This is a genomic window from Ferrimonas sediminicola (assembly GCF_005116715.1).
Lineage (GTDB): Bacteria > Pseudomonadota > Gammaproteobacteria > Enterobacterales > Shewanellaceae > Ferrimonas > Ferrimonas sediminicola.
In genome coordinates this window covers 18280-36137 of record NZ_SWCI01000019.1, presented here as the reverse complement: position 1 = coordinate 36137, position 17858 = coordinate 18280, and the positions used below count along the sequence as shown (strand labels likewise).

At 53.8% G+C, this 17858-nt stretch carries 31 protein-coding genes; all 31 read right to left on the bottom strand.

Features of this window, described 5'->3' with window-relative positions; genetic code table 11:
* Nucleotides 1–27: 27 nt before the first annotated feature.
* The 31 genes from rplQ to rpsG all read right to left on the bottom strand — a co-directional run bounded on the left by rplQ (nt 28) and on the right by rpsG (nt 17832).
* Nucleotides 28–426: a 50S ribosomal protein L17 gene (gene rplQ / locus FCL40_RS17600; RefSeq protein ID WP_136854584.1), complete on the bottom strand. Its 399-nt coding sequence runs from the start codon at nt 424–426 to the stop codon at nt 28–30.
* A 38-nt stretch (nt 427–464) separates the two neighbouring features.
* A complete protein-coding gene (locus FCL40_RS17595; protein WP_136854583.1) occupies nt 465–1457 on the bottom strand; it encodes a DNA-directed RNA polymerase subunit alpha in 993 nt (330 codons plus the stop codon).
* Between the two features lie 25 nt (nt 1458–1482).
* Nucleotides 1483–2103: a 30S ribosomal protein S4 gene (gene rpsD, locus FCL40_RS17590; protein ID WP_136854582.1), complete on the bottom strand. Its 621-nt coding sequence runs from the start codon at nt 2101–2103 to the stop codon at nt 1483–1485.
* 30 nt (nt 2104–2133) lie between these two features.
* The gene (gene rpsK / locus FCL40_RS17585; RefSeq protein ID WP_028110678.1) at nt 2134–2523 is read right to left on the bottom strand and encodes a 30S ribosomal protein S11; all 390 of its coding nucleotides are present in this window, start codon (nt 2521–2523) and stop codon (nt 2134–2136) included.
* A 13-nt stretch (nt 2524–2536) separates the two neighbouring features.
* On the bottom strand, nt 2537–2893 hold the full coding sequence (rpsM, locus tag FCL40_RS17580) for a 30S ribosomal protein S13 (RefSeq protein ID WP_136854581.1): 357 nt from the start codon (nt 2891–2893) through the stop codon (nt 2537–2539).
* Nucleotides 2894–3033: 140 nt separating this feature from the next.
* Entirely contained in the window at nt 3034–3147 is a 114-nt protein-coding gene (rpmJ, locus tag FCL40_RS17575) for a 50S ribosomal protein L36 (protein WP_083938388.1), read from the bottom strand.
* 23 nt (nt 3148–3170) lie between these two features.
* Entirely contained in the window at nt 3171–4493 is a 1323-nt protein-coding gene (gene secY, locus FCL40_RS17570) for a preprotein translocase subunit SecY (RefSeq protein ID WP_136854580.1), read from the bottom strand.
* A 14-nt stretch (nt 4494–4507) separates the two neighbouring features.
* Nucleotides 4508–4942, bottom strand: coding sequence for a 50S ribosomal protein L15 (rplO, locus tag FCL40_RS17565; RefSeq protein ID WP_028110675.1), 435 nt, complete (start codon nt 4940–4942; stop codon nt 4508–4510).
* Nucleotide 4943: 1 nt separating this feature from the next.
* The gene (gene rpmD, locus FCL40_RS17560) at nt 4944–5123 is read right to left on the bottom strand and encodes a 50S ribosomal protein L30 (protein ID WP_028110674.1); all 180 of its coding nucleotides are present in this window, start codon (nt 5121–5123) and stop codon (nt 4944–4946) included.
* A 6-nt stretch (nt 5124–5129) separates the two neighbouring features.
* The gene (rpsE, locus tag FCL40_RS17555) at nt 5130–5630 is read right to left on the bottom strand and encodes a 30S ribosomal protein S5 (protein WP_136854579.1); all 501 of its coding nucleotides are present in this window, start codon (nt 5628–5630) and stop codon (nt 5130–5132) included.
* Between the two features lie 15 nt (nt 5631–5645).
* The gene (gene rplR / locus FCL40_RS17550) at nt 5646–5996 is read right to left on the bottom strand and encodes a 50S ribosomal protein L18 (RefSeq protein ID WP_136854578.1); all 351 of its coding nucleotides are present in this window, start codon (nt 5994–5996) and stop codon (nt 5646–5648) included.
* A gap of 9 nt (nt 5997–6005) precedes the next feature.
* Nucleotides 6006–6539 (bottom strand): 50S ribosomal protein L6, encoded by a 534-nt coding sequence (gene rplF, locus FCL40_RS17545; protein WP_136854577.1) that lies wholly within the window; start codon nt 6537–6539, stop codon nt 6006–6008.
* A gap of 11 nt (nt 6540–6550) precedes the next feature.
* A complete protein-coding gene (gene rpsH, locus FCL40_RS17540) occupies nt 6551–6943 on the bottom strand; it encodes a 30S ribosomal protein S8 (RefSeq protein ID WP_136854576.1) in 393 nt (130 codons plus the stop codon).
* A gap of 20 nt (nt 6944–6963) precedes the next feature.
* Nucleotides 6964–7269 (bottom strand): 30S ribosomal protein S14, encoded by a 306-nt coding sequence (rpsN, locus tag FCL40_RS17535; protein WP_136854575.1) that lies wholly within the window; start codon nt 7267–7269, stop codon nt 6964–6966.
* 11 nt (nt 7270–7280) lie between these two features.
* A complete protein-coding gene (gene rplE, locus FCL40_RS17530; protein WP_028110668.1) occupies nt 7281–7820 on the bottom strand; it encodes a 50S ribosomal protein L5 in 540 nt (179 codons plus the stop codon).
* A gap of 16 nt (nt 7821–7836) precedes the next feature.
* Nucleotides 7837–8148 (bottom strand): 50S ribosomal protein L24, encoded by a 312-nt coding sequence (rplX, locus tag FCL40_RS17525; protein ID WP_136854574.1) that lies wholly within the window; start codon nt 8146–8148, stop codon nt 7837–7839.
* Between the two features lie 11 nt (nt 8149–8159).
* Complete coding sequence (gene rplN / locus FCL40_RS17520; RefSeq protein ID WP_028110666.1) at nt 8160–8528, bottom strand: 50S ribosomal protein L14; 369 nt, start codon at nt 8526–8528, stop codon at nt 8160–8162.
* A gap of 162 nt (nt 8529–8690) precedes the next feature.
* Entirely contained in the window at nt 8691–8942 is a 252-nt protein-coding gene (rpsQ, locus tag FCL40_RS17515) for a 30S ribosomal protein S17 (protein WP_136854573.1), read from the bottom strand.
* Nucleotides 8942–9133 carry a 50S ribosomal protein L29 gene (rpmC, locus tag FCL40_RS17510; RefSeq protein WP_028110664.1) on the bottom strand — a complete coding sequence of 64 codons (192 nt, stop codon included), beginning with the start codon at nt 9131–9133 and terminating at the stop codon, nt 8942–8944. The genes rpsQ and rpmC overlap by 1 nt, the downstream gene beginning before the upstream one ends.
* Nucleotides 9133–9546, bottom strand: coding sequence for a 50S ribosomal protein L16 (rplP, locus tag FCL40_RS17505; protein WP_136854572.1), 414 nt, complete (start codon nt 9544–9546; stop codon nt 9133–9135). The genes rpmC and rplP overlap by 1 nt, the downstream gene beginning before the upstream one ends.
* Before the next feature lie 11 nt (nt 9547–9557).
* A complete protein-coding gene (gene rpsC / locus FCL40_RS17500; protein WP_028110662.1) occupies nt 9558–10244 on the bottom strand; it encodes a 30S ribosomal protein S3 in 687 nt (228 codons plus the stop codon).
* Between the two features lie 10 nt (nt 10245–10254).
* Nucleotides 10255–10587: a 50S ribosomal protein L22 gene (gene rplV / locus FCL40_RS17495; RefSeq protein WP_136854598.1), complete on the bottom strand. Its 333-nt coding sequence runs from the start codon at nt 10585–10587 to the stop codon at nt 10255–10257.
* A 10-nt stretch (nt 10588–10597) separates the two neighbouring features.
* Nucleotides 10598–10879, bottom strand: coding sequence for a 30S ribosomal protein S19 (gene rpsS, locus FCL40_RS17490; RefSeq protein ID WP_028110660.1), 282 nt, complete (start codon nt 10877–10879; stop codon nt 10598–10600).
* 18 nt (nt 10880–10897) lie between these two features.
* Entirely contained in the window at nt 10898–11722 is an 825-nt protein-coding gene (gene rplB / locus FCL40_RS17485; RefSeq protein ID WP_136854571.1) for a 50S ribosomal protein L2, read from the bottom strand.
* Nucleotides 11723–11740: 18 nt separating this feature from the next.
* Nucleotides 11741–12043, bottom strand: a complete 303-nt coding sequence (gene rplW, locus FCL40_RS17480; RefSeq protein WP_028110658.1) for a 50S ribosomal protein L23 — start codon at nt 12041–12043, stop codon at nt 11741–11743.
* Nucleotides 12040–12645 (bottom strand): 50S ribosomal protein L4, encoded by a 606-nt coding sequence (gene rplD, locus FCL40_RS17475; protein ID WP_136854570.1) that lies wholly within the window; start codon nt 12643–12645, stop codon nt 12040–12042. The genes rplW and rplD overlap by 4 nt, the downstream gene beginning before the upstream one ends.
* Before the next feature lie 17 nt (nt 12646–12662).
* Entirely contained in the window at nt 12663–13301 is a 639-nt protein-coding gene (gene rplC, locus FCL40_RS17470; protein ID WP_136854569.1) for a 50S ribosomal protein L3, read from the bottom strand.
* A 28-nt stretch (nt 13302–13329) separates the two neighbouring features.
* On the bottom strand, nt 13330–13641 hold the full coding sequence (gene rpsJ, locus FCL40_RS17465; protein ID WP_028110655.1) for a 30S ribosomal protein S10: 312 nt from the start codon (nt 13639–13641) through the stop codon (nt 13330–13332).
* Between the two features lie 298 nt (nt 13642–13939).
* A complete protein-coding gene (gene tuf, locus FCL40_RS17460; RefSeq protein WP_136854568.1) occupies nt 13940–15124 on the bottom strand; it encodes an elongation factor Tu in 1185 nt (394 codons plus the stop codon).
* A 57-nt stretch (nt 15125–15181) separates the two neighbouring features.
* Nucleotides 15182–17281, bottom strand: a complete 2100-nt coding sequence (gene fusA / locus FCL40_RS17455; protein WP_136854567.1) for an elongation factor G — start codon at nt 17279–17281, stop codon at nt 15182–15184.
* Between the two features lie 80 nt (nt 17282–17361).
* Nucleotides 17362–17832, bottom strand: a complete 471-nt coding sequence (rpsG, locus tag FCL40_RS17450; RefSeq protein ID WP_136854566.1) for a 30S ribosomal protein S7 — start codon at nt 17830–17832, stop codon at nt 17362–17364.
* Nucleotides 17833–17858: the final 26 nt, after the last annotated feature.

Below are 17858 nucleotides of genomic sequence, written 5' to 3'. Positions count from 1 at the left end.
AAGGCCGGTCAGTGACCGGCCTTTCTATTACTCTTCAGAAGCTGCAGCTTCTTCGGTAGCTTCCGCCTCGGGGCGGTCTACCAGCTCGATGTACGCCATGGGGGCGTTGTCACCGGCACGGAATCCACACTTCAGGATGCGGGTGTAACCACCGGCACGCTCCTGGTAGCGAGGACCCAGCTCATTAAACAGCTTGCTTACTACATCGTTGTCGCGAGTACGGGCGAAAGCCAGACGACGGTTGGCAACGCTGTCAGTTTTAGCAAGTGTAATCAGGGGCTCAACGACGCGACGCAGCTCCTTGGCCTTTGGCACGGTAGTCTTGATGATCTCATGACGTACCAGAGAACCGGCCATGTTACGGAACATGGCTTGGCGGTGGCTGCTGTTGCGGTTCAGTTGACGACCACTCTTACGATGGCGCATGACCTTATCCTTTTAACCTAAATCTTTACCAGACCTGGTTACATGTTGTCGGCGAGAGAGGCTGGCGGCCAGTTTTCGAGCCGCATACCCAGGGACAGACCGCGGGAAGCGAGCACGTCCTTGATTTCAGTAAGCGACTTCTTACCCAGGTTGGGGGTCTTAAGCAGCTCAACCTCAGTGCGCTGAACCAGATCACCGATATAATGAATGGCTTCTGCTTTCAGGCAGTTCGCCGAACGAACAGTCAGTTCCAGATCATCGACAGGACGCAGCAGAATTGGATCGAATTCTGGCTTCTCTTCTTTCTCTTCCGGCTCGCTGACGTCACGCAGTTCAACGAAGGCATCCAGTTGCTCTGCCAGGATAGTGGCGGAGCGGCGGATCGCTTCTTCAGGATCCAGGGTGCCGTTGGTGTGCATGTCGATAATCAGCTTATCCAGGTCAGTGCGCTGTTCTACACGCGCCGCCTCAACATTGTAGGCGATGCGAACAACGGGACTGAAGGAGGCATCAACCAGAAGACGACCGATAGGACGCTCGTCTTCGTCGGACTGAGCACGGGCTGACGCAGGCACGTAGCCGCGCCCCCACTCAACCTTGATGCGCATGCTGATTTCAGCATCATCACCGGTCAGAGTACAGATGAGGTGTTCAGGATTCATGATCTCGACATCACCACCGTGGGTGATGTCACCTGCAGTAACAGGGCCTGCACCAGACTTGTTCAAAGTCAGCGTGACTTCATCCTTACCTTCGATTTTCACTGCCAAACCTTTCAGGTTCAACAGGATCTCAAGTACGTCTTCCTGCACACCCTCTTTGCTGCTGTACTCGTGCAACACGCCGTCGATCTCGACTTCGGTTACTGCACAGCCAGGCATGGAGGAGAGCAGAATGCGACGAAGCGCATTACCCAAGGTGTGGCCGAAACCACGCTCGAGGGGCTCAAGAGTCACTTTAGCCCGAGTGGGGTTGACTTGCACGACATCGACAAGACGTGGCTTAAGAAAATCGGTAACGGAACCCTGCATTGTGTCCTCTCTTAACGGTTAAGCCTTACTTGGAGTAAAGCTCGACGATCAGCTGTTCATTGATGTCGGCAGACAGATCGCTACGCTCAGGCAGGCGCTTGAAGGTGCCTTCCATCTTAGAGCTGTCTACTTCCATCCAAGTCGGCTTCTCACGTTGATCTGCCAGCTCCAGCGCACCCTTAATACGGGCTTGCTTCTGAGCCTTCTCACGTACGCTTACCACGTCGTCAGCAGAAACAGCGAAAGATGGAATGTTAACAACACGGCCATTAACCATGATTGCCTTGTGGCTCACCAGCTGGCGTGCTTCGTTGCGGGTAGCACCGAAGCCCATGCGGTAAACCACGTTATCCAAACGACTTTCTAGCAGCTGCAACAGGTTTTCACCAGTATTGCCTTTCTTGCTAGCAGCAGTTTTGTAGTAGTTGCGGAATTGCTTTTCCAGTACGCCGTAGATACGACGAACCTTCTGCTTTTCGCGCAGCTGCAGACCGTAGTCAGACAGACGAGCCTTACGAAGGCCGTGTTGACCAGGTGCATTGTCGATCTTACATTTAGAATCGATTGCTCGTACGCCGCTTTTCAGGAACAGATCTGTACCTTCACGACGGCTTAGCTTGAGCTTAGGACCCAAATATCTTGCCATGTTCTTTCTCCAACTATCCTGAAACGGGCGTTATACGCGACGTTTCTTAGGCGGACGACAACCGTTGTGCGGAATTGGAGTCACATCGGTGATGTTGGTGATGCGGAAACCCGCAGCATTCAACGCACGAATAGAGGACTCACGACCCGGACCCGGACCCTTAACTTCAACTTCCAGGTTCTTCAGACCATACTCTTTGGCCATTTCGGCGCAGCGCTCTGCAGCTACCTGAGCCGCAAACGGAGTGGACTTACGAGAACCACGGAAGCCGGAGCCGCCTGCGGTCGCCCAAGCCAGAGCGTTACCTTGACGGTCGGTGATGGTCACGATTGTGTTGTTGAAAGAGGCGTGCACGTGGGCCACACCGTCTGCAACCTGCTTACGTACCTTTTTACGGGTACGAGAAGGAGTTTTAGCCATTGCTTAGTTCCCCTTACTTCTTGATCGGCTTACGCGGACCCTTACGGGTACGAGCGTTAGTCTTAGTACGTTGACCACGAAGTGGCAGACTGCGACGATGACGCAGGCCGCGGTAGCAACCCAGGTCCATCAGACGCTTGATGTTCATAGAGATCTCACGACGCAGGTCACCTTCAACGGTGAACTGACCTACAACGTCACGAACCTTATCAATAGTGGATTCGTCCAGATCTTTGATCTTCACATCTTCAGCGATGCCGGCCTCAGCACAGATTTGCTGTGCGCGGGTACGACCGATGCCGAAGATGGCGGTCAGAGCAACAACCGCATGCTTATGCTCAGGAATGTTAATGCCAGCGATACGGGCCACTATAGCACTCCTCAATTCCAATGATCGATTGTGAAAAGCCCGGTAGGATACTCGACAACCGACTAGTTTGCAACAACGCATAGGCTGACCGTGGTCAGCCTAGCGCTACGTTTTTTTGGTTTTCTCAGAGAGAACTCTGATTAACCTTGACGCTGCTTGTGCTTCGGCTCAGAGCAGATAACACGTACAACGCCGTGACGCTTGATAACTTTGCAGTTACGACACATCTTTTTTACGGACGCACGAACTTTCATTTTGCTACTCCGTCGAGAGCGACTTAACGGCTATAGCCCTTAAGGTTCGCTTTTTTCAGAACAGAATCATACTGATGAGACATCATATGAGTCTGAACCTGAGCTATGAAATCCATGATGACCACGACCATAATCAGCAGTGAGGTACCGCCGAAGTAGAACTGAACGTTCAGGCCGATCATCATAAATTCCGGAATCAGACAGATAAAGGTGATGTAAGCGGCACCAGCCAGAGTCAGGCGGGTCATCACTTTATCGATATAACGGGCGGTCTGTTCACCTGGACGAATACCAGGGATGAATGCACCGGATTTCTTCAGGTTGTCTGCCGTCTCGCGAGGGTTGAACACCAACGCGGTGTAGAAGAAACAGAAGAAAATAATAGCTACCGCATAGATCATCACATACAGAGGCTGACCGGGGGACAGCACTACAGAGATGTCAGACAACCAACGCAGCCCTTCATTGTTACCGAACCACTGAGCCAGGGTACCGGGGAACAGAATGATACTGGACGCGAAGATTGGCGGAATCACACCAGCCATGTTGACCTTCAGAGGCAAATGGGTGCTCTGGGCAGCGAATACGCGGCGGCCTTGCTGACGCTTGGCATAGTTTACCACGATACGGCGCTGTCCGCGCTCCATGAATACCACGAAGTAGGTCACGGCAAAGATGATTACTGCTAGTACAAGCAGCAGCAGCACGTGCAATTCACCTTGACGCGCTTGTTCTGCAGTCTGGCCAATCGCCGAAGGCAGGCCGGCAACAATACCTGTGAAGATAATGATGGAGATGCCGTTACCAATGCCTCGCTCGGTGATCTGCTCACCCAGCCACATCAGGAACATGGTGCCGGTCACCAGGGAGACCACTGCGGTAAAGTAAAACGCAGGTCCCGGGTTGACCACCAGTCCGGAGATCATGTTGGGCAAGCCAGTTGCGATACCGAACGACTGGAAGGTCGCCAATACCAGAGTCCCGTAACGGGTGTATTGGCTGATCTTCCGGCGACCCGCCTCCCCCTCCTTTTTCAGTTCAGCCATCGCTGGGTGAACCACGGTCAGGAGCTGCATGATGATCGACGCCGAAATGTACGGCATGATCCCCAGTGCAAGGATGGAGGCGCGTTCCAGGGCGCCACCAGAGAACATGTTGAACATGCTCACGATGGTGCCCTGTTGCTGTTCGAACAGCTCGGCCAGTACAGCGGCGTCAATACCAGGGATTGGTACGAAAGAACCTGCTCGGAAAACGATGATTGCGCCCAGCACAAACAGCAGACGCGCTTTCAGCTCCGAAAGGCCACCTTTCGCACTATTTAACTCAACACCTGGCTTAGCCATATTGTACTATCCCGTTATTCTTCGATCTTGCCGCCCGCAGCCTCGATGGCTTCGCGTGCACCTTTGGTCGCTTTCAGACCTTTGATGGTCACAGGGCGCTCGATTTTACCTGAAAGAACAACTTTCGCAAACTTAATGTTGCCAGAAACAACGTTCGCATCTTTCAGGGTTTCCAGAGTCACCAGGTCGCCTTCAACCTTAGTCAGCTCGCTCAGACGAACTTCGGCAGTTACCATCGCCTTGCGGGAGGTAAAGCCGAACTTCGGCAGGCGTTGCTTCATAGGCATCTGACCGCCTTCGAAACCTGGACGTACGCCACCGCCGGAACGGGACTTTTGACCCTTGTGACCACGGCCACCGGTCTTACCCAGACCGGAACCGATACCACGGCCTACACGCTTGGCGGAAGTCTTAGCACCAGCGGCTGGAGACAAAGTATTCAGACGCATCTTAGCCCTCCACCTTAACCATGTAGGAAACCTTGTTGATCATGCCGCGAACGGAAGGAGTATCTTCCAGCTCAACGGTGTGACCGATTTTGCGCAGACCCAGGCCTACCAGAGTCGCCTTGTGCTTAGGCAGACGACCGATAGAGCTCTTGGTCTGAGTAACCTTGATAGTTTTAGCCATGTCAGCTTACCCCAGGATCTCGTCGACGCTCAGGCCACGCTTAGCTGCTACCTGATCAGGCGCGTGCATCGAGGTCAAAGCGTCGATAGTTGCACGAACGATGTTGATCGGGTTGGTAGAGCCGTATGCCTTAGACAGTACGTTATGTACACCTACAACTTCCAGAACGGCGCGCATTGCACCGCCGGCGATAATACCGGTACCTTCGGAAGCGGGCTGCATGTACACCTTGGAGCCGGAGTGACGGCCCTTAACAGGGTGCTGCAGGGTGCCGTTGTGCAGACGAACGGTAACCAGGTTGCGGCGAGCCTTTTCCATTGCCTTCTGGATGGCGGCAGGCACTTCACGGGCCTTACCGTAACCAAAGCCAACGCGGCCGTTGCCGTCACCAACTACAGTCAGGGCGGTGAAGCTGAAGATGCGACCACCCTTAACTACTTTAGAAACACGGTTTACTGCAATCAATTTCTCTTGCAGGTCACCGGCTTGCTTTTCAATATTAGCCATTTTCCACTCCCAACCTTAGAACTGGAGACCAGCTTCACGGGCAGCATCAGCCAGTGCAGCAACACGGCCGTGATACTTGAATCCGCTGCGGTCGAAAGACACATTCTTAACGCCCTTCTCCTGAGCACGCTCGGCGATCACCTTGCCAACCAGCTTGGCGGCGTCGATGTTACCGGTGCCCTTCAGATCAGCAGCAACGGCTTTCTCGGTGGTAGAGGCAGCAGCCAGTACCTGAGATTCGGCGTTGATAACCTGAGCGTAAATGTGACGTGGAGTACGGTGCACAACCAGACGAGTCGCGCCCAGTTCTTGCATTTGCTTGCGTGCGCGAGTCGCGCGACGAAGACGAGCTGCTTTCTTGTCCATCGTGTTACCTTACTTCTTCTTGGCTTCTTTACGACGCACGTTCTCATCCGCGTAACGCACACCCTTGCCCTTGTAAGGCTCGGGAGCACGGTATGCACGGATGTCAGCGGCCACTTGACCAACGGCCTGCTTATCTGCGCCAGTAAGAACGATTTCAGTTTGGCTTGGGCATTCGGCCTTCACACCTTCAGGCAGAGCGTGCTCTACGGGGTGAGAAAAGCCCAGGGTCAGAGCTACTGCGTTGCCCTTGATGGCAGCACGGTAACCTACGCCGTTCAGCTGCAGCTTCTTGGTGAAGCCTTGGCTAACGCCGATAACCATGTTGTTGACCAGAGCACGGGCAGTACCAGCCTGCGCGTTGGCTTTCGCAAAGCCTTCGCGAGGAGCGAACTTAACCTCGTTCTCCTCTTTCACGATCTCAACGGCTTCGTTCAGAACGCGAGTCAGAGTACCCTTGCCACCTTTAACAACGATCTCTTGACCGTTCAGAGTCACCTCTACGCCCGCAGGGATAGTAACGGGAGCCTTAGCTACTCGAGACATTGTTACTCTCCTTATGCCACGTAGCAGACGATCTCGCCGCCCATGCCCAGTTTACGGGCAGCACGGTCGGTCATCACGCCTTGAGAAGTGGACACGATAGCGACACCCAGACCACCCATAACCTTTGGAAGCTCATCTTTCTTTTTGTAGATGCGCAGGCCAGGACGGCTGATTCGCTCGATTTTTTCTACAACTGGCTTACCTTCGAAATACTTCAGGGTAACTTCCAGTTCAGACTTGACGTCGCTGGAAACAGCGTAATCGGCGATGTAACCTTCTTTCTTCAGGACATCGGCGATAGCTACTTTCAGCTTTGAGGACGGCATTTTAACTGCAACTTTGTTGGCAGCCTGGCCGTTACGGATGCGCGTCAGCATATCCGCGATCGGATCTTGCATGCTCATATTGGCTTACTCCCGTTGGCTTACCAAGAGGCCTTTTTAAGGCCAGGAACTTCACCACGCATGGCGGCTTCACGCAGTTTGATACGGCTCAGGCCGAACTTGCGCAGTACACCGTGCGGACGACCAGTGATGTTACAGCGGTTACGCTGACGACTTGCACTGGAGTCACGAGGAAGTTGTTGCAGTTTCAGTACGGCTTCCCAACGCTGTTCATCGGTTGAGTTGACGTCATTGATGATTGCTTTAAGAGCAGCACGCTTCTCGGCGTACTTAGCAACCAGCTTAGCGCGCTTAATTTCGCGCTGCTTCATCGATACTTTAGCCATAACCCTACACCTTACTTGCGGAATGGGAAGTTAAAGGCAGCCAGCAGAGCACGACCTTCTTCATCAGAGTTCGCAGAGGTGGTGATGGTGATGTCCATACCACGAATCTTGTCTACTTTGTCGTAGTCGATCTCAGGGAAGATGATTTGCTCACGAACGCCCATGCTGTAGTTACCGCGACCGTCGAAAGACTTGGGGTTCAAGCCACGGAAGTCACGTACACGTGGAACAGCGATAGAAATCAGGCGCTCCAGGAACTCCCACATACGCTCGCCGCGCAGGGTTACTTTACAGCCGATCGGATAGCCCTCACGAATCTTGAAGCCAGCAACAGACTTGCGAGCTTTGGTTACCAGCGGCTTCTGGCCGGAGATAGCAGTCATATCTGCAACTGCTGCTTCCAGTACCTTCTTGTCAGCCACGGCTTCACCAACACCCATGTTCAGGGTGATCTTTTCGACCCGAGGGACTTGCATGATACTTTTGTAATCGAACTGTTTGGTCAGTTCTGCTACTACAGTATCTTTGTAGTAATCATGCAGTTTCGCCATCGTTTACTCCAATTACTTAAACAAGTTCACCATTAGACTTGAAGAAACGGACCTTCTTGCCGTCTTCCAGTCTAAAGCCTACGCGATCAGCCTTGCTGGTAGCAGGGTTGAAGATCGCGATGTTAGATGCGTCAATGGCGGCTTCTTTTTCAATGATGCCACCAGCCATACCCAGGTGAGGGTTAGGCTTCTGGTGCTTCTTCACCAGGTTAACGCCTTCTACGATTACTTTGCCGCTGGACAGTACCTGGGTAACCTTACCGCGCTTACCCTTGTCCTTACCGGCCAGTACAACAACTTCGTCATTACGACGGATTTTTGCTGCCATCTCTTAGCTCCTTACAGTACTTCTGGGGCCAGAGACACGATTTTCATGAACTGCTCAGTACGCAGTTCACGGGTCACAGGGCCGAAGATACGAGTACCAATCGGCTGGTTGCTGGCGTTCAGCAGTACAGCCGCATTGCGGTCAAAGCGAATAACAGAACCGTCAGGACGACGAACGCCCTTCTTGGTACGTACTACCACCGCGTTGAATACATCACCCTTCTTCGCTTTGCCGCGAGGAATGGCTTCCTTAACAGAAACCTTGATGATGTCGCCGATACCGGCGTAACGACGGTGAGAGCCACCCAAGACCTTAATACACTGCACGCTGCGAGCGCCGGAGTTATCGGCAACGTCCAGCACAGATTGCATTTGGATCATTTTGTGCTCCGATGTTTTACAACAATCGCCCCGAAATGGGGCACTGGCTACCTTTAAAAGGCGCGAAATTATAACACCACTCGACACCTAAAGGTAGATAAAAAATAGCCGGTCCAGGAAAAAACCTGGTCCGGCCATTTGTCTGGTATGTAAGACTCTGTTTTACAGAGCTTTCTCTACGATGTTGACCAGAGTCCAAGACTTAGTCTTGGACAGGGGACGACATTCGCGGATCTCTACCACGTCGCCGATACCACACTGGTTGTTCTCATCGTGAGCGTGTACCTTGGTGGTACGCTTCACATACTTACCGTAGATCGGGTGCTTAACTTTGCGCTCGATGGCTACGGTGATGGACTTATCCATCTTGTCGCTGATCACACGACCTTGAAGAGTACGGATAGTCTCGCTCATTACGCACCTGCCTTCTGAGTCAGAATGGTCTTAACGCGCGCGATGTTGCGGCGTACCTTCTTCAGCTCGTGGGTCTGCTTCAGCTGACCAGTCGCGTTCTGCATACGCAGGTTGAACTGCTCACGCAGCAGGCTCAGCAGCTCCGCGTTCAGCTCTTCAACGCTCTTTTCACGCAGTTCAGTAGCTTTCATTACATCACCGTCCGAGTTACAAAGGTGGTCTGTACGGGCAGCTTAGCAGCAGCCAGAGCAAAGGCTTCACGGGCCAGCTCCTCGGCGACGCCTTCCATTTCGTACAGTACACGGCCAGGCTGAATCTGGGCGACCCAGTATTCAACGTTACCCTTACCTTTACCCATACGCACTTCAAGCGGCTTTTCAGTGATGGGCTTGTCTGGGAACACACGGATCCAGATTTTACCCTGACGCTTGATGTGACGGGTCATGGCACGACGGGCCGCTTCGATCTGGCGAGCAGTGATACGGCCACGAGTGGTAGCTTTCAGTCCGTAGGAACCGAAGCTAACCTTATCACCAGTGGTGGCGACACCACGGTTACGACCTTTGTGAACCTTACGGAACTTGGTACGTTTCGGTTGCAGCATCTCGGTTCCCCTTACTTACCACGACCTTTGCGCTTAGCCGGCTTAGGCTGCTCCTGCTCTACCGGCATACCGCCCAGAACTTCACCTTTGAAGATCCAAACTTTGATACCGATTACACCGTAAGTGGTGTGAGCAGAGGAAGTAGCGTAGTCGATGTCAGCACGCAAAGTATGCAGAGGCACACGACCTTCACGGTACCATTCGGTACGTGCGATCTCAGCGCCACCCAGACGACCAGAAACCTCGATCTTGATGCCCTTGGCACCCAGACGCATGGCGTTCTGTACGGCACGCTTCATAGCGCGACGGAACATTACGCGACGCTCCAGCTGAGAGGCAACGGAGTCGCCTACCAGTTGAGCATCCAGTTCTGGCTTACGAACTTCAGAGATGTTGATCTGAGCAGGAACGCCAGCCAGCTTGGCCACCTTCTTGCGCAGCTTCTCAACATCTTCACCTTTTTTGCCGATTACAACGCCTGGACGAGCGGTGTGAATGGTCACACGGATGCTCTTGGCAGGACGCTCGATGGTAATCTTGGACACGGAAGCGCTCTTCAGTTCCTTTTTCAGGAACTCACGCACTTCGTGATCGCCCAGCAGGTTACCGGCAAATTCTTTCTTATCCGCGTACCAGGTAGAATTCCAAGGCTTGGTAATACCCAGGCGGATACCATTAGGATGTACTTTCTGTCCCATTGCAGTCCCCTTACTTGTCAGCCACAACCACAGAGATGTGGCTGGAACGTTTCAGGATGCGGTCAGCACGACCCTTGGCGCGAGGCATGATGCGCTTCATGGTCGGGCCTTCGTCAACGAAGACTTTGGCAACTTTCAGGTCGTCGATGTCCAGACCTTCGTTGTGCTCCGCGTTGGCAATGGCAGACTCCAGGACTTTCTTAACCAGAGCAGCCGCTTTCTTGGGGCTGTAGGTCAGAATTTCCAGAGCGCGATCAACCGGAAGACCACGGATTTGATCAGCTACCAGGCGCGCCTTCTGAGGAGAAGTGCGGGCGAAGCGGTGTTTAGCTAAAACTTCCATCATCTACCCCTTAACGCTTCTTCTTCGCTTTCTTATCAGCGATGTGACCGCGATAAGTACGAGTAGGCGCGAACTCACCCAGCTTGTGACCGATCATATCTTCGGTTACGAAAACTGGAACGTGCTGACGACCATTATGGACAGCGATGGTCAGACCAATCATATCTGGAATGATCATAGAACGACGGGACCAGGTCTTAACTGGCTTTTTATCCCCGCTTTCCACCGCTTTCTCTACCTTCTTCAGCAAGTGCAGGTCAATAAATGGACCTTTCTTGAGAGAACGTGGCATGGTGAATCCTCAATAAAGTTACTTGGTACGACGACGTACGATGTACTTGTCGGTACGCTTGTTGCTGCGGGTCTTCTTACCTTTGGTCGGAACACCCCATGGAGTAACGGGGTGACGGCCACCAGAGGTACGACCTTCACCACCACCGTGTGGGTGATCAACCGGGTTCATGGCAACACCACGAACGGTAGGACGAACACCACGCCAACGGCTGGCGCCAGCTTTACCCAGAGAGCGCAGCATATGCTCGGCATTGCCAACTTCACCCAGGGTAGCGCGGCCATCGACAGGCAGCTTACGCATTTCGCCGGAACGCAGACGAACGGTTACGTAGGCACCGTCGCGAGCAACGATCTGAACGTAGGCGCCGGCGGAGCGGGCGATCTGACCGCCTTTACCAGGCTTCATCTCTACGTTGTGTACGGTGGAACCGACGGGGATGTTACGCATAGGCAGCGTGTTACCCACTTTGATGTCAGCTTCCAGACCGGACATGATCTTGTCGCCAGCCTTCAGGCCCTTAGGAGCCAGGATGTAGCGACGCTCACCGTCTGCGTACAGAACCAGAGCGATGTTGGCGCTGCGGTTCGGATCGTATTCCAGGCGCTCAACGGTGGCAGGGATGCCATCTTTGTTGCGCTTGAAGTCTACGATACGGTAGTGCTGCTTGTGACCACCACCGATGTGACGGGTAGTAATACGACCAGCGTTGTTACGACCACCGGACTTGGACTTCTTGTCCAACAGGGCTGCAAAGGGCTTACCCTTGTGCAGATCCTTGTTAACCACCTTAACGACGTGGCGACGGCCCGCGGAGGTAGGCTTACATTTTACAATAGCCATCTATTTAACTCCTCGTCCTTATTCTGCGCCGCCGACGAAGTCGATGTCAGAACCTTCGGCCAGAGTAACGTACGCTTTTTTCCAGTCGGAACGACGGCCGAAACGGGCGCCGGTACGCTTAGTCTTGCCTTTAACGTTCACAGTGCGAACGCCGGTGACTTCAACTTCGAACAGCTTTTCAACAGCCGCTTTCACTTCCGCCTTGGTGGCGTCGGTGGCAACCTTGAACACGATAGTGTTGTTCAGTTCAGCAGCCATGGTGCTCTTTTCAGAGATGTGCGGAGCACGCAGCACTTTCAGCAAACGTTCTTCACGGATCATGCCAGCATCTCCTCAATCTGCTTAACTGCGTCAGCAGTCATCAGCACCTTGTCGAATGCGATCAGGCTAACCGGGTCGATGGCAGCAACGTCACGGGCGTCAACCTTGTACAGGTTGCGAGAAGCCAGGAACAGGTTCTCGTCTACTTCGCCAGTTACGATCAGCACGTCATCTACGGACAGCTCTTTCAGCTTGGCGACCAGCTCCTTAGTCTTAGGAGCTTCAACGCCAAACTTCTCAACCACAATCAGACGGTCCTGACGTACCAGCTCAGACAGAATGCTCTGCAGAGCGGCGCGGTACATCTTCTTGTTCACTTTCTGAGAGTGATCTTGGGGCTTAGCGGCAAACGCTACGCCACCGGAGCGCCAGATGGGGCTCTTAACAGTACCGGCACGAGCACGGCCAGTACCTTTCTGGCGCCATGGCTTTTTGCCGGTGCCAGCTACTTCAGCGCGGGTCTTCTGAGACACGGTACCTTGACGGGCGTTGGCTGCGTAAGCAGTCACCACCTGGTGTACCAGAGCTTCATTGAACTCACGTCCGAAGGTAGTTTCGGAAACTTCAAGAGCGCTCTGGGCGTCTTTCATTACCAATTCCATTACTATCTCCTCAGACGTTACGCTTTAACGGCGGGTTTAACGATAACGTTACCGCCGTTGGCGCCAGGTACTGCACCCTTGATCAGGAGCAGGTTGCGCTCGGCATCAACGCGAACTACTTCCAGGTTCTGGGTAGTTACGCGCTCGTCACCCATGTGACCAGCCATCTTCTTGCCCTTGAATACCTTACCGGGGCTCTGGTTCTGACCGATAGAACCAGGAGCACGGTGGCTCAGGGAGTTACCGTGAGTCATGTCCTGAGTGCGGAAGTTCCAACGCTTAACAGCGCCTTGGAAACCCTTACCCTTGGAGCGACCAGTAACGTCTACGATTTGGCCGTTTTCGAAAGTATCAACCTTCAGCTCAGCACCCAGCTCGATGCCTTCGCCTTCGCCTTCACCCAGACGGAACTCAAACAGACCACGACCAGCTTCTACACCGGCTTTAGCAAAGTGACCTGCTTCAGGCTTGGTAACGCGGTTGGCTTTCTTAGCGCCTACAGTGACCTGCAGGGCTGCGTAGCCATCGCTTTCCAGAGTCTTAATCTGAGTTACGCGGTTCGGTTCTACTTCGATAACGGTAACTGGGATTGACGCGCCATCTTCAGCGAAGATGCGGGTCATTCCAACTTTACGACCTACAAGACCGATTGCCATCTATCTAACCTCTATTCCGAAACTGGGATTAGCCCAGACTGATCTGCACGTCTACGCCGGCAGCCAGATCCAGACGCATCAGCGCGTCAACAGTCTTATCGGTAGGCTCAACGATGTCCACCATGCGCTTGTGAGTACGGATTTCATACTGGTCACGTGCATCTTTGTTCACGTGAGGAGAAATCAGCACTGTGTAGCGCTCTTTGCGGGTGGGCAGAGGGATTGGACCCCGTACTTGAGCCCCTGTACGCTTCGCAGTCTCAACGATTTCCGCGGTAGACTGATCGATCAGGCGGTGATCGAAAGCCTTCAGGCGGATACGGATTCTTTGGTTCTGCATTTGACCAGAGCTCCAACCAATAATTACGCAAAAAAACGTCCACCCTTGAACCCCTTAACTTAAAATTGGGTCAAAGATGGCGATTATCGCAACCATTCGACTCCAGATCGGAGTCGCTGTTAAAGGTGATGCCTATTGCACCACCGCGTATTTTACGCGTTCGCCCTAATAGCGAACCGGGGAAATTATACTCGGCTTTGGCGGTAATGCAAGCTTTTCCGAGATCTTCCCCAAGCCTGCCACAGAGGCACAAAAAAAGGGCGCCGGTGGCGCCCTCTTTCCATAGCGAGACTGTCGATTACTCGACGATCTTAGCTACAACACCAGCACCTACGGTGCGGCCACCTTCACGGATAGCGAAGCGCAGGCCTTCGTCCATCGCGATGGGGCAGATCAGGGTAACAACCATCTTGATGTTGTCACCAGGCATTACCATCTCTACGCCTTCTGGCAGCTCGATGGTACCGGTTACGTCAGTAGTACGGAAGTAGAACTGAGGACGGTAGCCTTTGAAGAATGGAGTGTGACGGCCGCCTTCATCTTTGGACAGAACGTACACTTCAGACTCGAACTTGGTGTGCGGGTTGATGGAACCAGGCTTAGCCAGTACCTGACCACGCTGAACTTCGTCACGCTTGGTACCACGCAACAGAACACCACAGTTCTCACCGGCACGACCTTCGTCCAGCAGCTTGCGGAACATCTCTACGCCGGTACAGGTAGTCTTGGTGGTCTCTTTGATACCAACAATCTCTACTTCGTCACCAACTTTAACGATACCGCGCTCTACACGACCGGTTACTACGGTACCACGGCCGGAGATGGAGAATACGTCTTCGATAGGCAGGATGAAGTCACCGTCGATGGCACGCTCAGGCTCAGGGATGTAGGTATCCAGGGCTTCAGCCAGCTCAACGATCTTCTTCTCCCACTCCTCTTCACCTTCCAGGGCTTTCAGGGCGGAACCCTGAATTACAGGCAGGTCGTCACCGGGGAATTCGTACTCGGACAGCAGTTCACGAACTTCCATCTCTACCAGTTCCAGCAGCTCTTCATCGTCTACCATGTCGCACTTGTTCATGAATACGATGATGAAAGGTACGCCTACCTGACGAGACAGCAGGATGTGCTCACGGGTCTGAGGCATTGGGCCGTCGGTGGCAGCTACTACCAGGATCGCGCCGTCCATCTGGGCAGCACCGGTGATCATGTTCTTAACGTAGTCAGCGTGTCCGGGGCAGTCTACGTGGGCGTAGTGACGGGTAGGAGTATCGTACTCTACGTGAGAGGTAGAGATGGTGATACCACGCTCACGCTCTTCAGGAGCGTTGTCGATGGAAGCGAAGTCCTTGGCCTCACCACCGTATACTTTAGCCAGTACGTTGGTGATAGCAGCGGTCAGAGTGGTTTTACCGTGGTCAACGTGGCCGATAGTACCAACGTTAACGTGCGGTTTTGAACGTTCAAATTTTTCTTTAGACACGTCGTGTTCCTTTCAATTTACATAAGTACCCGGGCGCGACCCGGGTATTAAAGGGATTTAGCCAAATCGGCCATCGATTACAGCTTGAGCTACGTTTTGCGGTGCTTCGTTGTACTCCAGGAACTCCATGGAGTAGGAAGCGCGACCTTGGGTAGCAGAGCGCAGATCGGTAGCATAACCAAACATTTCGGCTAATGGCACCTTAGCGCGGATAATTTTCAGCCCGGCAGGGCCATCATCCATACCGTCGATCATTCCGCGGCGACGGTTGATGTCGCCAACGACGTCACCCATCCAGTCTTCCGGAGTGGTGACCTCAACCTTCATCATCGGCTCAAGCAGGACCGGATCCGCTTCCATGGCGCCTTTCTTAAAGCCCATGGAACCCGCGATCTTAAACGCCATTTCATTGGAGTCAACATCGTGGAAGGAACCGTCGAACAGGGTGACTTTGACATCCAGCATAGGGAAGCCAGCCAGTACGCCCATGTCCATCTGCTCTTTACAGCCTTTTTCTACCGCAGGAATGTATTCCTTGGGAACCACACCACCTACGATGTCGTTGACGAATTCGAAACCTTCGCCAGCCTCTTTGGGCTCCATCTTGAGCCATACGTGACCATACTGGCCACGACCGCCGGACTGACGAACGAACTTACCTTCAACTTCCACCTTGGAGCGGATGGTCTCACGGTAAGCCACCTGAGGTTTACCAACGTTGCAGTCAACGCTGAACTCACGCTTCATTCGGTCAACGATAATATCCAGGTGCAGCTCGCCCATGCCGGAGATCAGGGTCTGGCCGGATTCCTCATCGGTCTCCACGCGGAAGGAGGGATCCTCCGCCGCCAACTTGCCCAGGGCAATGCCCATCTTCTCCTGGTCGGCCTTGGTACGAGGCTCTACCGCGATCTGAATCACCGGCTCAGGGAACTCCATGCGCTCGAGAACCACCTTGTGGTTCATGTCGCACAGGGTGTCGCCTGTGGTGACGTCTTTCAGACCGATGGCAGCAGCGATGTCGCCGGCACGCACCTCTTTGAGCTCTTTACGGTCGTTGGAGTGCATCTGCACGATCCGACCAAAGCGCTCACGCTTCTCCTTGACGGAGTTGTAGACGGTGTCGCCGGTGCTCACTACACCAGAGTAAACCCGGAAGAAAGTCAGGGTGCCAACAAAGGGGTCGGTGGCGATCTTGAACGCCAGCGCAGAGAAGGGCTCGTTGTCGTCGGAGTGACGCTCAACTTCGTTCTCGCGCTCATCCACACCTTTAATGGCAGGCACGTCAATCGGAGCCGGCAGGTATTCGACAACCGCGTCCAAAACCGCCTGTACGCCCTTATTCTTAAAGGCGGAGCCACAGGTAGCCAGAACGATCTCGTTGTTCAGGGTGCGGGTACGCAGCCCCTGGCGAATCTCTGCTTCGGACAGGTCACCCTCTTCCAGGTACTTGTCCATCAGCTCTTCGGATGCTTCGGCGGCTGACTCTACCATGAACTCCCGCCATTCGGTGGCCGTATCGGCCAGCTCGGCAGGGATCTCATCGTAGCTGAAGGTCATCCCCTGGTCCGCTTCGTTCCAGTTGATCGCCTTCATCTTCAGCAGGTCGATGACGCCCTTGAACTCATCCTCGGCACCGATGTTCAGCTGGATCGGCACACAGTTGGCCCCCAGACGATCACGGATCTGCTCGATAACGCGTTCGAAGTCAGCGCCAGCGCGGTCCATCTTGTTGACGAACACCATGCGCGGAACCTGGTACTTGTCAGCCTGACGCCATACGGTTTCAGACTGAGGCTCAACACCAGAGGAACCACAGAACACCACCACAGCGCCATCCAGCACACGCAGGGAACGCTCTACCTCGATGGTAAAGTCCACGTGTCCGGGGGTGTCGATGATGTTGATGCGGTGCTCGGGGTACTGACCCTCCATACCACGCCAGAAGGTGGTGGTCGCAGCAGAGGTAATGGTGATACCACGCTCCTGCTCCTGCTCCATCCAATCCATAGTTGCGGCGCCATCGTGCACTTCACCGATCTTGTGTGACAAACCGGTGTAGAACAGCACCCGCTCAGTGGTGGTAGTTTTACCGGCGTCAACGTGAGCACAGATACCGATATTGCGGTAGCGCTCTAGTGGAGTAGTACGAGCCACGATTTCTTCCTCTTATCCCGGTAATTGCCCGGGAGATCATGCAAAACAGGCGCAGCACGGAGCGTGCTGCGCCGTCGCGCTTACCAACGGTAGTGGGCAAACGCCTTGTTGGCTTCGGCCATACGGTGAACGTCTTCACGCTTCTTAACCGCAGAACCTTTGTTGTCGGCAGCGTCCAGCAGCTCACCTGCCATACGCAGAGCCATCGATTTTTCGCCACGCTTACGAGCAGCTTCCACCAACCAGCGCATGGCCAGGGTGTTACGACGAACTGGGCGAACTTCAACCGGCACCTGATAGGTTGAACCACCTACACGACGAGATTTAACCTCGACGGCAGGACGGATGTTCTCCAGAGCAGTTTCAAAAATTTCCAGGTGGTCTTTACCGGACTTGGAAGCGGCGGCTTCCAGGGCACCGTATACGATGCGCTCGGCAGTGGACTTCTTACCGTCCAGCATAACCACGTTTACAAACTTGGCCAGAAGCTCAGATCCGAACTTAGGATCCGGCAGAATTTTACGTTGACCTACGACGCGACGTCTTGGCATGGGATCTCTCCGATTTCTTCAGGTAT

Excerpts from the sequence above, each read along its gene's own strand:
- rplQ (WP_136854584.1), bottom strand. The coding sequence starts at position 426 with ATGCGCCATCGTAAGAGTGGTCGTCAACTGAACCGCAACAGCAGCCAC.
- FCL40_RS17595 (WP_136854583.1), bottom strand. The coding sequence starts at position 1,457 with ATGCAGGGTTCCGTTACCGATTTTCTTAAGCCACGTCTTGTCGATGTC.
- rpsD (WP_136854582.1), bottom strand. The coding sequence starts at position 2,103 with ATGGCAAGATATTTGGGTCCTAAGCTCAAGCTAAGCCGTCGTGAAGGT.
- rpsK (WP_028110678.1), bottom strand. The coding sequence starts at position 2,523 with ATGGCTAAAACTCCTTCTCGTACCCGTAAAAAGGTACGTAAGCAGGTT.
- rpmJ (WP_083938388.1), bottom strand. The coding sequence starts at position 3,147 with ATGAAAGTTCGTGCGTCCGTAAAAAAGATGTGTCGTAACTGCAAAGTT.
- secY (WP_136854580.1), bottom strand. The coding sequence starts at position 4,493 with ATGGCTAAGCCAGGTGTTGAGTTAAATAGTGCGAAAGGTGGCCTTTCG.
- rplO (WP_028110675.1), bottom strand. The coding sequence starts at position 4,942 with ATGCGTCTGAATACTTTGTCTCCAGCCGCTGGTGCTAAGACTTCCGCC.
- rpmD (WP_028110674.1), bottom strand. The coding sequence starts at position 5,123 with ATGGCTAAAACTATCAAGGTTACTCAGACCAAGAGCTCTATCGGTCGT.
- rpsE (WP_136854579.1), bottom strand. The coding sequence starts at position 5,630 with ATGGCTAATATTGAAAAGCAAGCCGGTGACCTGCAAGAGAAATTGATT.
- rplR (WP_136854578.1), bottom strand. The coding sequence starts at position 5,996 with ATGGACAAGAAAGCAGCTCGTCTTCGTCGCGCGACTCGCGCACGCAAG.
- rplF (WP_136854577.1), bottom strand. The coding sequence starts at position 6,539 with ATGTCTCGAGTAGCTAAGGCTCCCGTTACTATCCCTGCGGGCGTAGAG.
- rpsH (WP_136854576.1), bottom strand. The coding sequence starts at position 6,943 with ATGAGCATGCAAGATCCGATCGCGGATATGCTGACGCGCATCCGTAAC.
- rpsN (WP_136854575.1), bottom strand. The coding sequence starts at position 7,269 with ATGGCTAAAGTATCGATGAAGCAGCGCGAAATTAAGCGCGCTAAGCTG.
- rplE (WP_028110668.1), bottom strand. The coding sequence starts at position 7,820 with ATGGCGAAACTGCATGATTACTACAAAGATACTGTAGTAGCAGAACTG.
- rplX (WP_136854574.1), bottom strand. The coding sequence starts at position 8,148 with ATGGCAGCAAAAATCCGTCGTAATGACGAAGTTGTTGTACTGGCCGGT.
- rplN (WP_028110666.1), bottom strand. The coding sequence starts at position 8,528 with ATGATCCAAATGCAATCTGTGCTGGACGTTGCCGATAACTCCGGCGCT.
- rpsQ (WP_136854573.1), bottom strand. The coding sequence starts at position 8,942 with ATGAGCGAGACTATCCGTACTCTTCAAGGTCGTGTGATCAGCGACAAG.
- rpmC (WP_028110664.1), bottom strand. The coding sequence starts at position 9,133 with ATGAAAGCTACTGAACTGCGTGAAAAGAGCGTTGAAGAGCTGAACGCG.
- rplP (WP_136854572.1), bottom strand. The coding sequence starts at position 9,546 with ATGCTGCAACCGAAACGTACCAAGTTCCGTAAGGTTCACAAAGGTCGT.
- rpsC (WP_028110662.1), bottom strand. The coding sequence starts at position 10,244 with ATGGGACAGAAAGTACATCCTAATGGTATCCGCCTGGGTATTACCAAG.
- rplV (WP_136854598.1), bottom strand. The coding sequence starts at position 10,587 with ATGGAAGTTTTAGCTAAACACCGCTTCGCCCGCACTTCTCCTCAGAAG.
- rpsS (WP_028110660.1), bottom strand. The coding sequence starts at position 10,879 with ATGCCACGTTCTCTCAAGAAAGGTCCATTTATTGACCTGCACTTGCTG.
- rplB (WP_136854571.1), bottom strand. The coding sequence starts at position 11,722 with ATGGCTATTGTAAAATGTAAGCCTACCTCCGCGGGCCGTCGCCACGTC.
- rplW (WP_028110658.1), bottom strand. The coding sequence starts at position 12,043 with ATGATCCGTGAAGAACGTTTGCTGAAAGTGCTGCGTGCTCCGCACATC.
- rplD (WP_136854570.1), bottom strand. The coding sequence starts at position 12,645 with ATGGAATTGGTAATGAAAGACGCCCAGAGCGCTCTTGAAGTTTCCGAA.
- rplC (WP_136854569.1), bottom strand. The coding sequence starts at position 13,301 with ATGGCAATCGGTCTTGTAGGTCGTAAAGTTGGAATGACCCGCATCTTC.
- rpsJ (WP_028110655.1), bottom strand. The coding sequence starts at position 13,641 with ATGCAGAACCAAAGAATCCGTATCCGCCTGAAGGCTTTCGATCACCGC.
- rpsG (WP_136854566.1), bottom strand. The coding sequence starts at position 17,832 with ATGCCAAGACGTCGCGTCGTAGGTCAACGTAAAATTCTGCCGGATCCT.